At 63.6% G+C, this 12,777-nt stretch carries 12 protein-coding genes; 10 read left to right on the forward strand and 2 right to left on the reverse strand.

The features are described 5' to 3' along the window. Window positions 1-62: 62 nt before the first annotated feature. The 8 genes from AC1DU8_RS21815 to AC1DU8_RS21850 all read left to right on the forward strand — a co-directional run bounded on the left by AC1DU8_RS21815 (window position 63) and on the right by AC1DU8_RS21850 (window position 8,352). Window positions 63-893, forward strand: coding sequence for a YecA/YgfB family protein (locus AC1DU8_RS21815; protein ID WP_477727237.1), 831 nt, complete (start codon window positions 63-65; stop codon window positions 891-893). Window positions 894-1,576: 683 nt separating this feature from the next. Beyond that, window positions 1,577-3,181 carry an ABC transporter substrate-binding protein gene (locus tag AC1DU8_RS21820; protein WP_477666975.1) on the forward strand — a complete coding sequence of 535 codons (1,605 nt, stop codon included), beginning with the start codon at window positions 1,577-1,579 and terminating at the stop codon, window positions 3,179-3,181. 13 nt (window positions 3,182-3,194) lie between these two features. Next, complete coding sequence (locus tag AC1DU8_RS21825) at window positions 3,195-4,289, forward strand: ABC transporter permease (protein ID WP_477690221.1); 1,095 nt, start codon at window positions 3,195-3,197, stop codon at window positions 4,287-4,289. Continuing rightward, complete coding sequence (gene nikC, locus AC1DU8_RS21830; protein WP_477666932.1) at window positions 4,286-5,200, forward strand: nickel transporter permease; 915 nt, start codon at window positions 4,286-4,288, stop codon at window positions 5,198-5,200. Before AC1DU8_RS21825 ends, nikC begins: the two co-directional genes overlap by 4 nt. Beyond that, a complete protein-coding gene (locus AC1DU8_RS21835) occupies window positions 5,197-6,045 on the forward strand; it encodes an ABC transporter ATP-binding protein (RefSeq protein WP_477666933.1) in 849 nt (282 codons plus the stop codon). The genes nikC and AC1DU8_RS21835 overlap by 4 nt, the downstream gene beginning before the upstream one ends. Window positions 6,046-6,068: 23 nt before the next feature. After that, window positions 6,069-6,833 carry an ABC transporter ATP-binding protein gene (locus AC1DU8_RS21840; RefSeq protein WP_457282456.1) on the forward strand — a complete coding sequence of 255 codons (765 nt, stop codon included), beginning with the start codon at window positions 6,069-6,071 and terminating at the stop codon, window positions 6,831-6,833. A gap of 73 nt (window positions 6,834-6,906) precedes the next feature. After that, window positions 6,907-7,878 (forward strand): dipeptidase, encoded by a 972-nt coding sequence (locus AC1DU8_RS21845; RefSeq protein WP_477666934.1) that lies wholly within the window; start codon window positions 6,907-6,909, stop codon window positions 7,876-7,878. Between the two features lie 27 nt (window positions 7,879-7,905). After that, entirely contained in the window at window positions 7,906-8,352 is a 447-nt protein-coding gene (locus tag AC1DU8_RS21850; protein WP_457282388.1) for an acyl-CoA thioesterase, read from the forward strand. 94 nt (window positions 8,353-8,446) lie between these two features. On the opposite strand, the gene AC1DU8_RS21855 is transcribed toward AC1DU8_RS21850, so the two are convergent. Continuing rightward, on the reverse strand, window positions 8,447-9,373 hold the full coding sequence (locus AC1DU8_RS21855) for a LysR family transcriptional regulator (protein ID WP_477666935.1): 927 nt from the start codon (window positions 9,371-9,373) through the stop codon (window positions 8,447-8,449). Between the two features lie 97 nt (window positions 9,374-9,470). Here AC1DU8_RS21855 and AC1DU8_RS21860 point away from each other — a divergent pair, with 97 nt between their 5' ends. Then, the gene (locus AC1DU8_RS21860; RefSeq protein ID WP_477666936.1) at window positions 9,471-10,115 is read left to right on the forward strand and encodes an NAD(P)-dependent oxidoreductase; all 645 of its coding nucleotides are present in this window, start codon (window positions 9,471-9,473) and stop codon (window positions 10,113-10,115) included. A 707-nt stretch (window positions 10,116-10,822) separates the two neighbouring features. Here the strand turns inward: AC1DU8_RS21860 and pyrF are convergent. After that, the gene (gene pyrF, locus AC1DU8_RS21865; protein WP_477727238.1) at window positions 10,823-11,662 is read right to left on the reverse strand and encodes an orotidine-5'-phosphate decarboxylase; all 840 of its coding nucleotides are present in this window, start codon (window positions 11,660-11,662) and stop codon (window positions 10,823-10,825) included. A gap of 271 nt (window positions 11,663-11,933) precedes the next feature. Here pyrF and AC1DU8_RS21870 point away from each other — a divergent pair, with 271 nt between their 5' ends. After that, entirely contained in the window at window positions 11,934-12,758 is an 825-nt protein-coding gene (locus tag AC1DU8_RS21870; protein ID WP_457282457.1) for a cupin-like domain-containing protein, read from the forward strand. Window positions 12,759-12,777 lie beyond the last annotated feature (19 nt).

Below are 12,777 nucleotides of genomic sequence, written 5' to 3' on the forward strand. Positions count from 1 at the left end.
CGACGCGCCAGATACACTTTGCATCATAAGAGCCTCACGTGACGCTCAGAACTGTTTTTTTCATGAAGCCCACCCCCAAATCCGTCATCCCCTCTAAGCCCTCGCCGGAGCCGGTTTTCCTGGAAGTCGAGGCGTTCGACGAGCTCGATGCCATCCTCGACGACCTGCGCATCCGTTACGACGAAACACCGCAGTGGGAATTCTGCGAAGGCTTCATGGCCGCCGTGATCTGCTCGCGCCGGCCCATCGAGGCAGCCGAATACCTGCCCGTGCTGCTCGCCGTCCCCGCTGAGGGCGAGGCACCGGATCCGGAAGGCGGCTCGTTCGCCAGCGAGGCGCAGCGTGAGCGCTTCCTCATGCTCTGGAACCAGCGCTGGCAGGAAGTCGAAACGGCGCTGGACGCCGAAGTGGACTCGCTCGAAGACGACAACTGCTACCACCCCGAGGTCATGGACATACGCGGCGCCGTGGCCGACATGCCGCCCGACGAACGTGCCGCCTTCAAGGGCGAAGACCTGCCCGCATTCGCGCAGGTCTGGGCGCTGGGTTTCATGTTCGCGGTGGAAAGCTGGCCCGACGAGTGGATGGCGCCGCGTGACAAAGACGCCGCCAGGTGGCTCGATGGTGCCCTGCAGGCCGTGGTCGCCATGACCGAAGACGACAGTGCCCCGCCCGAGGTGTCACCCCTCAGCGAAGACGGCACACCCAGCACCAGCATTGCCAGGCTCAACGCGTTTGGCGAGGCCATCTGGGCGGTGTATGACTTGCGTGAGCTGTGGAAGACCATGGGCCCCAAAGTCGAGACGGTGCGGGTGGAGGCCACGCCCGGGCGCAACGACGTTTGTTATTGCGGGAGCGGGAAGAAGTACAAGAAATGTCACGGGGCGGGGTAAAGGCCGGTGATCTGACGGCATGTGTCCTTTGCCGGATTCGGGCGCATTGAATAATCGCTATCAATTTCATAGCTTGTCGCGCCCGATTTAATTGGCCTCTAGCCACTTTTGACCCGAAAAAACAAGGCCCACGCCCCCCCCCGAACGCACGCCAGAAGAAGGGACTTCCCCCCAAACTGAAACCAGACCCGGTTCAGGCTGTTTTCAGGGGAGGTTTCGGCCTTAAGCCCAATATGGATGGGCGCCAGCAGCTATGCTTTTAATAGCAACAACAAACACCGGTAAAACCCGCAGAGTCCAGCCGGTTGTCCACCAGGATATTCCGCCGAGCAGCAGGTCGTAACGCTTCACCCTGGAAGGCGGCTTCTGGACACTTTTTTGGGGCAACGGTGTTGGCTACATAGGCGACGGCCAGGCGGTCCGCCGCCGGACCGCCGGTTTTCATGAAGTCAGCAATCGCGGAAAACCCGGGTCTTGACGCGCGCGGTCGGCGGCGCAGAATGCATCAGTCGCCCTGGACCGTGAACAGGTCCCTGACTTGTATGTACAAGTTACCGGCGGCAACCACCAGCGGTATGGGCATGATTCCTGCTCACCCCTGAGACCCCCGGGCGCGGCCGCCACAAGCGGTCAGGCGCAATGTTTGTTTGACTGTCCAACCGAAGGAAATCATCTTGAACCACATGCTTCCCCACCTCAGCCGCCGCGTTCTTTGCGCCACTGCCGCAGCCGCCATGCTGGCCTGCAGCGCCGGCGCCGTGCTGGCCGCCACGCCCAAAGACACCCTGGTGCTGGCCTTCGGTTTCGATGACATCATCACCATGGACCCGGCCGAGGCCTTTGAGCTGTCCGCCGGCGAAATCATGGGCAACACCTATGACCGCCTGCTGCGCCTGGATGTGAACGACCCGTCCAAACTGGTGGGCGACGTGGCCAAATCCTGGACCGTCTCGGCCGACGGCAAGACCTATACCTTCGAGCTCAAGCCCGGGATCAAGTTCGCCTCCGGCAATCCGCTCACGGCTGAAGAAGTGGCGTATTCGCTGCAGCGCGCCGTGATGCTCGACAAGTCCCCCGCTTTCATCCTGACCCAGTTCGGTTTCTCCAAGACCAACGTCAAGGACAAGATCAAGGCCACCAGCCCGACCGTGGTGACCCTGGAAACCGACAAGGCTTATGCACCCACCTTTGTCTTCAACTGCCTGACGGCCAACGTGGCCGGCATTGTCGACATGAAGCTGGTGCAATCGAAAGAGGTCAACGGTGACTGGGGTTACGCCTGGCTGAAAACCAATTACGCCGGCTCCGGCCCGCTCAAGCTGCGCGAATGGCGTGCCAATGAAATCGTGGCGCTGGAACGCAACGACAACTACTACGGCGCCAAGCCCAAACTGGCCCGCGTGATCTACCGCCACGTGAAGGAATCGGCCACGCAGCGCCTGCTGCTGGAAAAAGGCGACATCGACATCGCCCGCAACCTGAGCCCGCAGGACATCGCGGCGCTCTCGGCCAACAAGGACGTGAAGATGACCTCCACGCCCAAAGGCACGGTCTACTACATCAGCCTGAACCAGAAGAACGCCAACCTGGCCAAGCCCGAGGTGCGCGAGGCCCTGAAATACCTGGTCGACTACGACGCGATCGGCGACACGCTGGTCAAGAACATCGGCGTGATCAACCAGAACTTCTTGCCGCAGGGCCTGCTGGGCGCCAGCACCGTCAAGCCGTACAAGCTCGACGTGGCCAAGGCCAAGGCGCTGCTGGCCAAAGCGGGCCTGGCCAACGGCTTCAAGGTCACCATCGACATGCGCACCATCCAGCCGGTGCAAGGCATCACCGAGGCCTTCCAGCAAACAGCCAAGCAGGCCGGCATTGACGTCGAGATCATTCCCGGTGACGGCAAGCAAACATTGACCAAGTACCGTGCCCGCACCCACGACATGTACATCGGCCAGTGGGGCGCCGACTACTGGGACCCGCATTCGAACGCCGACACCTTCACGCGCAACCCCGACAACGCCGACGATGCCAAGGCCAAGCCGCTGGCCTGGCGCAACGCCTGGGCGATCCCCGAGCTGACCAAGCAGTCGGATGCCGCCGTGCTCGAGCGCGACGCCGGCAAGCGCAAGAAGATGTACGAGGACCTGCAGGCCGAGTTCCGCAAGACCAGCCCCTTTGTCATGCTCTACCAGCAGACCGAGGTGGCGGCTTATCGCACCAACGTGGACGGCCTGAAGCTGGGCCCCACCTTCGACACCAACTACATGTTCAACGCCTCCAAGCGCTGATAGCTCCACGACTTTGGCCATCCCCGACCCCACGGCTGCCGGCGTGGCACCGCTCAGCGCGGTAGCCACACGCACGGCAGGCCAGCGCTTGACGCCGCACGCCAAAAGCTTTGGCAACTTCCTGGTGGTGATTTTGCTCACCTACCTGGGCCTGCTCGCGGTCACGTTTTTTATCGGCCGCGTGATCCCGATCGACCCGGTGCTGGCCATCGTGGGCGACCGCGCGCCGGCGCATGTGATCGAGCGGGCGCGCCAGGAGCTGGGGCTGGACAAGCCGCTGTATGAGCAGTTCTACATCTACATCGGCAAGGTGCTCAAGGGCGACTTCGGCGTCTCGGTGCTGACAGCCAACCCGGTGATGACGGACATCAAGCGCGCCTTTCCGGCCACGCTGGAGCTGGCGAGCCTGGGCATCCTGATAGGCGCGGGCCTGGGCGTGCCGCTGGGCGTCTGGGCCGCAGTGCGGCGCGGCAAGCTGGTGGACCAGGTGGTGCGCGTGATCGGCCTGGTGGGCTATTCGGTGCCCATCTTCTGGCTGGGGCTGATGGCGCTGGTGGTGTTTTATGCGCGACTGGGCTGGGTCTCCGGGCCGGGCCGCATTGACGTGAGTTATGAATACACACTCAAGCCCATCACCGGGTTGTTGCTGCTCGACACGGCCATGACCGGCGAGTGGGAGGCTTTTCGCAATGTGTTTTCGCACCTCATCCTGCCGGCTTCGCTGCTCGGCTATTTCGCGCTGGCCTATATCAGCCGCATGACGCGTTCCTTCATGCTCAACGAACTCGCCCAGGAATACGTGATTGCTGCGCGCGCCAAGGGCCTGTCGGAGTCGCGCATTATCTGGCGCCATGCGCTGCGCAACGCCATGGTGCCGCTGGTCACGGTGATCGCGCTGTCGTACGCGGGTCTGCTCGAGGGCTCGGTACTGACCGAAACCGTCTTTGCCTGGCCGGGGCTGGGCCTGTACATCACCAACTCGCTGCAGAACGCCGACATGAACGCGGTGTTGGGCGGCACGATTGTGGTGGGGTCGATCTTTGTCGGTTTGAATTTATTGTCAGATGTCTTGTACAAGCTGCTCGACCCAAGGACGCGAATCCGATGACTTCAAAGGTTGCATCTTTGCGCGACTGGCTGAACACCGACCGCCCTGCCTCGCGCCGCCAGGCTTTCATGGGCCGCATGTACCACGGCTGCCACGATTTTTCGCGCAACCGGCTGGCGATGCTGGGCCTCTTCATCGTGCTGGGTCTGGTCCTCGTGGCGATTTTTGCCGACCTGCTCGCGCCGTATTCGGCCTACACCGGCGACCTGCGCACCACACGGCTGCTGCCGCCCTCGTGGGCACACTGGTTCGGCACCGACGACCAGGGGCGGGACATCCTCTCACGCATCATCATCGGCTCGCGCATCACGCTGATGGTGGTGATTCTGGTGGCGGTGCTGGCCGCGCCGCTCGGCCTCATCGTCGGCACTGTGGCCGGTTATGCCGGCGGCTGGATCGACGCAGTGCTGATGCGCATCACTGATATTTTTCTGGCGTTTCCGCGCCTTATCCTGGCGCTGGCGTTTGTCGCGGCGCTGGGGCCCGGCATCCAGAACGCGGTGATTGCCATCGCCATCACCTCCTGGCCGCCCTATGCGCGCATGGCGCGGGCCGAGACACTGACAATACGGCAGACCGACTACATCGCGGCCGTGCAATTGCTGGGCGCCTCCCCCTGGCGCATCGTGCTCAGCCACATCATGCCGTTGTGCGTGTCGTCGGTGATCGTGCGCGTCACGCTGGACATGGCCGGCATCATCCTGACCGCCGCCGGGCTGGGTTTTCTGGGCCTGGGCGCGCAGCCGCCCATGCCGGAGTGGGGCGCGATGATCGCCAACGGCCGCCTCTATGTGCTGGACCAGTGGTGGGTGGCGGCCGCGCCCGGTGCGGCGATTTTTGTCGTGAGCCTGGCCTTCAACCTGCTGGGTGACGGCCTGCGCGATGCGCTGGACCCGAAGGCCGCCAAATGACGGGCGCCAACGCTCCCCTGCTGGTGGTTGACGACCTGCGCGTCAGCTTTCCGCGCCGTGACGGCGGCATGACGGAGGCGGTGCGCGGCGTGTCCTTCACGCTGGGCCGTGAGCGCCTGGGCATCGTGGGCGAGTCGGGTTCGGGCAAATCACAAACCGGCCGCGCCATCATGGGCCTGACCGCACCCGAAGGCCGCATCAGCGCCAAGCGTCTCGAATTTTCCGGTGTGGACTTGCTCAACTGCCCGCCCGCCCAACGCCGTGCGCTGCGCGGCGGCCGTGTTGCCATGGTGCTGCAGGACCCGAAGTTTTCGCTGAACCCCGTCATGACGATAGGCGCACAGATCGTGGAAACGCTGCAGGCCCACACCCGCGTCTCGTCGGCCGAAGCCAAAAAGCGCGCACTGGCCGCGCTCGAATCCGTGCGCATCGACGACCCGGCGCGCGTCTACAAGTTGTATCCGCATGAGGTGTCGGGCGGCATGGGTCAGCGCGCGATGATCGCGATGATGCTGATTGCCGACCCGGACCTGCTGATCGCCGACGAGCCGACCTCGGCGCTGGACGTGACGGTGCAGCTACAGGTGCTGTCCATCCTCGACACGCTGGTGGCCGAGCGCGGCATGGGCTTGATTTTGGTCTCGCACGACCTGCGGCTGGTGTCCACCTTTTGCGACCGCATCCTGGTGATGTATGCCGGCCGGGTGGTGGAAGAGCTGGCCGCCGGCGGCCTGGCGAATGCGCAGCACCCGTACACACGCGGCCTGATGGCTTGTCTGCCGCAGCTGGGCGCGTCCACGCATCCGCTGGCGACGCTGGACAGGCAACCGGAGTGGGCGCTGTGAACCCAGTGGCTTCATCCGCATCGCTGGGCCTGGAAGTCAGCAGCCTGCGCGTGGTGTACGACAGCTTTGTCGCCGTCGCCGATACCTCCTTCATCGTGAACCCCGGCGAAAGCTTCGGCATCGTCGGCGAATCGGGTTCCGGCAAATCCACCGTGCTACGCGCCATCTGCGGGCTCGCGCCGCGCACGGCCGGCACGGTCAGGTTGCTGGGCCAGGACAGCGCGCCCGGCAGCAAGGCCTTCAGGCGGCAGGTGCAGATGGTGTTCCAGGACCCGTACGGCTCGCTGCACCCGCGCCACACCGTAGACCGCATCCTCGCCGAGCCGCTGGCCATCCACGGCATCAGCGATGCGGAAGCGCGCATCGAACGTGCGCTGGAAGAAGTCGGCCTGGGCACGGGTTTTCGCTTCCGTTACCCGCACCAACTCTCGGGTGGGCAGCGCCAGCGCATCGCAATTGCGCGCGCTTTGATCCTCGAGCCGCAAATCCTGTTGCTGGACGAGCCCACTTCGGCACTGGACGCCTCAGTGCAGGCCGAGGTGCTCAACCTGCTCGAGGAACTGCGCCGCCGGCGCGGCCTGACCTTCATCATGGTGAGCCACGACCTGGCCGTCGTCACCCACCTGTGCGAGCGGCTCATGGTGATGCAGCGCGGCCAGACGGTGGAGATGCTGCCTGCGGCCGACCTGGCGGCACACAAAGTCACGAATGCCTATACGCTGAGCCTGATGGAGGCTTCCACCGGGTTCAAACGCCGCGCAGCGGACGACGTGTCCGCTACGGCGTAAATCGTTACCAGGCAGGTCTGGCGCGCCGCAGCGCCGCATGCTTTAATTTCTCTTCAACACCACACGCCACGCCATGATCCACTGGGAAGCCCACGCCTGCCTGCCATTGCACCCGGCAGCCGATTTTTCGCCGATGGACGCGTTGCGCGCCGCGGGCGTGAACTATGTATCCGTCAATGTCGGCATGGACATGAACCCGGTGGCGCAAATCATGGCGGTCATTGCGGCCTTCCGCGCGAAGATCGCCGCGAACCCCGGGCGCTACCGGCTGGTATCCAGCGTGGACGAGATCCGCGAAGCCGCGGCGGCGAGCCAGCTTGCCATCGGCTTTGACCTGGAAGGTGCGATGCCCTTGCAGGAGCGGCCCGAGATGGTGACCCTGTACCGCGAACTCGGCGTGCGGCAAATCCATTTCGCCTACAACCGCAACAACAGCGTGGCCGACGGCTGCCACGACGAAGCACGCGGCCTCATGCCGCTGGGTGTGCGCATGGTGCAGGCCGTGAATGAGGCGGGCCTCTTGATGGACTGCTCCCATACCGGCCGCCGCTGCAGCCTCGACATCATGGCCGCCTCGGCCAAGCCGGTGATCTTCAGCCACGCCAACCCGCTGGCGCTGGTCGAGCACGGGCGCAACATCACCGACGAGCAAATACGCGCCTGCGCCGCAACCGGCGGGGTGGTGTGCGTCTCGGGCGTCTCTGCATTCCTGGGTACGCGCACTCCTACGGCTGACGATATGGCGCGGCATGTGGCCCATGTGGCGGGCCTGGTCGGCGCGCAGCATGCGGGCATCGGCCTGGACATCAGCTTCCGGCAGGATGAGCTCAATGACAACCCGCCGGGCGACTATGACCCCACCTACTGGTGGCCCAGGTCGGCCGGCTACGACCGCGCCGTGCAGCGCATGACTTACACGCCGGTTGAAACCTGGCAACTGCTGCCCGAAGCGCTGCGCCGGGTGGGCCTGAGCGCAACTGAGGTAGAGGGCGTGATGGGCGACAATATGATGCGTGTCGCCGCCGTCGCCTGGCAGCACGCCTGAACAACCCACAACACACCGGCAGCCCCCATGTCCTCCATCACCCTCCGCTTCCTGGCCGAACCCAGTACCGTCAACTTCGGCGGCAAAGTGCACGGCGGCACCGTCATGAAATGGATTGACGAAGCCGGCTACGCCTGCGCCACCAGCTGGGCCAAGCGCTATTGCGTCACCGTGTCGGTGGGCAGCATACGTTTTCAGCGTCCCATCATGATCGGCGACCTGGTCGAAGTCGAAGCCCGCCTGGCCTACACCGGCACGACCAGCCTGAACATCTCGGTGGAAGTGCGCGCCGGCGACATGAAAGTCGGGCAGATGCAGGTCATCACCGAATGCCTGGTGGTGTTTGTCGCGGTGGACCTGGACGGCAAGGCCTTGCCCGCCCAGGAATGGCGGCCGGAGACCCCCGGCGACGTCGCACTGGCCCAGCGTGTGAAGGCGCACCTGGATGCCGCGCGCTCCATGCAACTGACCTGAGCCCGCCGCACAACGCTACCGGATGCGAAGCAACGCCTGATGCGCCTTGACCTGACGGCCGCACTGGCTTGTGTGATGCTGGGCGGGCTGGTGCTCAGGCCGCGTCCGTAACAGGCCTGACACCTACGAACCAGGCCGCCAGCAACTCCAGCGTGTACCGCACCTTGGCCGGCTGCTCGCCGCGCCGCGGCGTGACGGCGTAGACCGGAACATCCGCCATGCGCCAGCCCGGCAGTATCGGCAGCAAGCGGCCTTCGGCCATCGCTTTGCGGTCGTCCTCGCTCACACCCATGCTGATGCCCCAGCCGGCTATGGCCAGCGCATGCAGCGCCGTGACCTGCGAGGCCTGCACCCGGCCTTCCAGCCTCAGGGTTTCGCGTTCGCCGGACGGGCCCAGCAGCTCCAGCATGTCCGCGCTGTTGCTGCTGTTGGGTTTGCTGGCCAGCCAGTCGTGGCGCAGCAAATCCTGCGGCGTGGCGGGCCAGCCGCGTTCGGCCAGGTAGGCCGGCGAGGCGCAGAGCTGGCGCGTCATATCGCCCAGCTTGCGTGCCACCAGGCTGGAGTCGGCCAACTCCCCCACGCGCACCGCGATATCCACGCGTTCGCCGATCAGGTCCACCAGCTTGTCGTCCAGCAGCAGACGCAGCGTGAGCCGGGGGTAGCCGCGCAGCGGCGCCAGCGCCGCTGCCAGCAGGCTGCCAAAGCCGGCCGGCGCGGCCAGGCGCAGCTCGCCTTCGGGTTCGTCGCGCAGCCGCACCAGCGCCTGTTCCGCCGAGCGCGCAGCCGCCACCATGGCGGCACAACCGGCGTGGTAGCGCTCCCCCGCTTCTGTCAGCGTCAGGCGCCGCGTGGACCGGTGCAGCAGGGCCAGGCCGAGCGACTGCTCAAGCTGCCGCAAATGCTGGCTCACGGCCGAAGGCGTCATGCCCAGCTGCCGAGCAGCCGCGGTCAGGGACCCTTTGGCAACCACCTCGGCAAAAATGGCCATGCGCTTGAGCTGGTCCATGGATTTATCGCTCATTAGTTAGCTCTACTTCACAGTGTTAGCGAATTTTGCCGTCTATTCAGGCCGTTGTGAAGTAATGAAACTAGAGACTCTTTTACCCATAGGAGTTTTTATGAACATCGCACTGATCGGCGCCACAGGTTTTATCGGCGCACCCATTCTTTCCGAACTGCTGAGCCGCGGCCACAAGGTCACCGTACTGGCCCGCAACCCTGGCAAGGTCAACCCGCAAACCGGCCTGACCGTGGTCGCCGCCGACGCACTGAATGCCGGCCAGGTGGCCAAAGCCGTGGCGGGCCACGATGCCGTCATCAGCGCCTACAACCCCGGCTGGAGCGAGCCGAAAATCCACGACCTGCACCTTGAGGCCAGCAAAGCCATCGTGAATGGCGTCAAGCAGGCGGGCGTCAAACGCCTGCTCGTGGTGGGTGGCGCCGGCAGCCTGTATGTGGCGCCCGGCCTGCAACTCGTGGACACGCCGGAGTTTCCCGCGCAATACAAGCAGGGCGCGCTCGCCGCACGCGAGGCGCTGAACCAGCTCAAGCTCGAAACCTCACTGGACTGGAGCTTTGTCTCGCCTCCCATTGGCCTGGCACCCGGTGAGCGCACCGGCAAATACCGGCTGGGTGCGGACGACCTGCTGCCTGGCCAGGGTGACAAGCCGGCCGGTATTTCGGTGCCTGACCTGGCTGTGGCCATCGTGGACGAGATTGAAAACGCGCGGCATGTTCGGCGCCGGTTCACGGTTGCCAATTAATCGTCTTATTGGCCTTACGCCCAATAGGGACGGGCGCAGGCAGCTCCTAAATTAATAGCTATTTTCTTTTTTGGTTGTTGTTGTTTCGGTGTTTGCGGTCTTTGCTGAGGGTTGCTGGCCGGGGGTAGCCCGGCGGCTACTCACTTTTCTTTTGCTTCGCCAAAAGAAAAGTAAGCAAAAGAAAAGGCGACCCTGCTGTCTGCGACCCTCCGCTTCGCTACGGGCAACCTGCGGTGCTCGGTTCAGGCGGGGTCTCGCTCGAACTCGCTTCGCTCAGACAATCGCGATCCCTGATCCGCCTGAACCTGCGCTCCTCGGCGCATACAGAAGGGATGGGGAGAAGGAATACCAACAGCCGAAGACAGGAATCCGAATACCTGAAGAAACAAGGACTCGCCGTGGCGAGTCCTTGTTGGTATTTGTGTTGATTTTGTATTTTTGTCCCCGCTCCCGATTGGCCCTTGTGGATGCGCCGAGGAGCGCAGGGCCAGACGGATCAGGGCAAAAACTTGTTTGAGCGAAGCGAGTTGTTTTTGACCCCGGCTGGACCGAGCACCGCAGGTTGCCCGTAGCGCGGCGAAGGGACGCAGGAACCAGGGTCGCCTTTCTTTTGCTTACTTTTCTTTGGCGAAGCAAAGAAAAGTGAGTTGCATGCCGGGCAACCCCCGGCCAGCAACCCTCAGCAAAAAGCGCTGGAACAAGAAAGACTACAGCTTCAGAGCCTCACCCCGAGCCGCTTCCAACATATCCCGAGTCTTCACCGCCTCGCGCCGCGCAGCCTCCGCAAAATCATCCGCCGAAGAGGCATAGATAATCGCACGCGACGAGTTCACGATGATTGGCGCGCCGGCCCGCCAGCCCGCTTTGACGGTCGCGACGGCATCGCCACCCTGCGCCCCCACACCCGGAATCAGCAGCGGCAAGGTCGGCGCCACCGAACGCACACGCTCGATCTCGGCCGGATAAGTCGCCCCCACCACCAGGCCCAACTGGCCATTGAGGTTCCAGGGACCTTGCGCCAGACGCGCCACATGCTCGTACAACAGCGGCTGGCCTTCAATCGAGGCGAAGCGCTGGTTCTGCAGATCGTCGCCGCCGGGGTTGGAGGTGCGGCACAGCAGGAAGGCGCCCTTGCCTCCGTACTTCAAATACGGCGCCACCGAATCAAACCCCATGAAGGGCGAGAGCGTCACCGCGTCGGCACCGTAGCGCTCAAAGGCTTCCTTGGCATATTGCTCCGCCGTGCTGCCGATATCGCCGCGCTTGGCGTCCAGGATGATGGGCACTTGCGGCGCCACGCGGCGCATGTGTTCCATCAGGCGTTCAAGCTGGCCTTCGGCGCGGTGCGCGGCGAAGTAGGCGATTTGCGGCTTGAATGAAATCACCAGGTCGGCGGTGGCGTCAACAATCGCCGCGCAGAAATCGTAGATCTTGTTGGCATCGCCCTTGAGCTTGCCGGGGAATTTCGTAGGTTCAGGGTCCAGGCCGACGCAGAGCATGGAGCGGTTCTGGCGTTCTGCGGCGCCCAGCATGTCGAGAAAAGTCATGTCCCATTTTAAGCTCCCACCATCTCCGCAGCTTGCACCGGGCCCCGATGGAAAACCCCCTGTATGCCAAACGCGCGATTGTCTCCAGCGGCTACCTGTCCGGCGTTTTACACGATGCAACAAAAAAACAAGCGCTAGCGTCATCAGGATTTCACAGTGGATTTTTACGATCACCGCATTGCAAGTGCTGAAGGTCGTTGTGAATTTGTGGATTACCCAAGGCGAATGCCCGCTAGGAATACCTCGCTCCAGGCTCGGGGCTGTGCCAGAGATGGTGTCTCCCCGGGGGCATGAGTGGATAGGTCATGGCCCTGTTGTTTTGCGGGGCATGGGGCGCAACTGGGCCGCGCTGGAGCGTTGGACGTTTCAGCACCTTGCCCATCTGGGCGGGGCCAGGCCTGTGACCCTGGTGGTGGGGAATCGGGAGAGGTCCAGTACCCGGTTTGTGACGTCCACACTTGACCGCTATGTGGCACAACTGGAGTTGCAGACAGCCGCGCAGGAAGAAGGCTCGCATATCGGCTACCTCAAAGAGTTTGATCTGCTCAAGGAGATACCCTCATTGCGCCAGGACGTGCAGCAAGACGCATTATTCCCGCCAGGCAACATCGTCTCCAGCAGCGCATGGATTGGCCCGCAAGGTGCACACACGGGTTTGCATTACGACTTGCTGGACAACCTGGCGGTGCTCACGCGCGGAGTCAAACGCTTTTACCTGGCACGCCCCGGCACCGTGGAACACCTGGGTGCGTTGTCAACTAAGTATGACCGCTGGGCCAAGCTGGCATCGGTGGGCATGCGCGACCTGGCACAAAGCGATGTGCCAACAGACGCACTGTTTGCCGTCGATCTGTATCCGGGTGATGCCATCTACGTGCCTCATGGCTGGTGGCATGAGGTGGTGAATTTGCAAGCCAGCATTTTTCTGAGCGGATTTTTCGGCAACAAGGCCCGGGTCACCCGGCTGTGGCTCACCACAGGTGCTGTGCAGCTGATGCATGACTTCCAGCCCTTGGGCACTCGCAATTGCGCCTGCCATTCGGGTACCGCACACCCGCCACCAGTCCCCGACGTTCCGGGCAGTCAACTCCTTTAACACCCACGCATACCGTTAC

This window comes from Polaromonas sp. P3_A5 (genome assembly GCF_056403055.1).

Excerpts from the sequence above, each read along its gene's own strand:
- AC1DU8_RS21855 (WP_477666935.1), bottom strand. The coding sequence starts at position 9,373 with ATGAGCGATAAATCCATGGACCAGCTCAAGCGCATGGCCATTTTTGCC.
- AC1DU8_RS21820 (WP_477666975.1), top strand. The coding sequence starts at position 1,577 with ATGCTTCCCCACCTCAGCCGCCGCGTTCTTTGCGCCACTGCCGCAGCC.
- pyrF (WP_477727238.1), bottom strand. The coding sequence starts at position 11,662 with ATGACTTTTCTCGACATGCTGGGCGCCGCAGAACGCCAGAACCGCTCC.
- AC1DU8_RS21870 (WP_457282457.1), top strand. The coding sequence starts at position 11,934 with ATGGTGTCTCCCCGGGGGCATGAGTGGATAGGTCATGGCCCTGTTGTT.
- AC1DU8_RS21860 (WP_477666936.1), top strand. The coding sequence starts at position 9,471 with ATGAACATCGCACTGATCGGCGCCACAGGTTTTATCGGCGCACCCATT.
- AC1DU8_RS21850 (WP_457282388.1), top strand. The coding sequence starts at position 7,906 with ATGTCCTCCATCACCCTCCGCTTCCTGGCCGAACCCAGTACCGTCAAC.
- AC1DU8_RS21815 (WP_477727237.1), top strand. The coding sequence starts at position 63 with ATGAAGCCCACCCCCAAATCCGTCATCCCCTCTAAGCCCTCGCCGGAG.
- nikC (WP_477666932.1), top strand. The coding sequence starts at position 4,286 with ATGACTTCAAAGGTTGCATCTTTGCGCGACTGGCTGAACACCGACCGC.
- AC1DU8_RS21845 (WP_477666934.1), top strand. The coding sequence starts at position 6,907 with ATGATCCACTGGGAAGCCCACGCCTGCCTGCCATTGCACCCGGCAGCC.
- AC1DU8_RS21835 (WP_477666933.1), top strand. The coding sequence starts at position 5,197 with ATGACGGGCGCCAACGCTCCCCTGCTGGTGGTTGACGACCTGCGCGTC.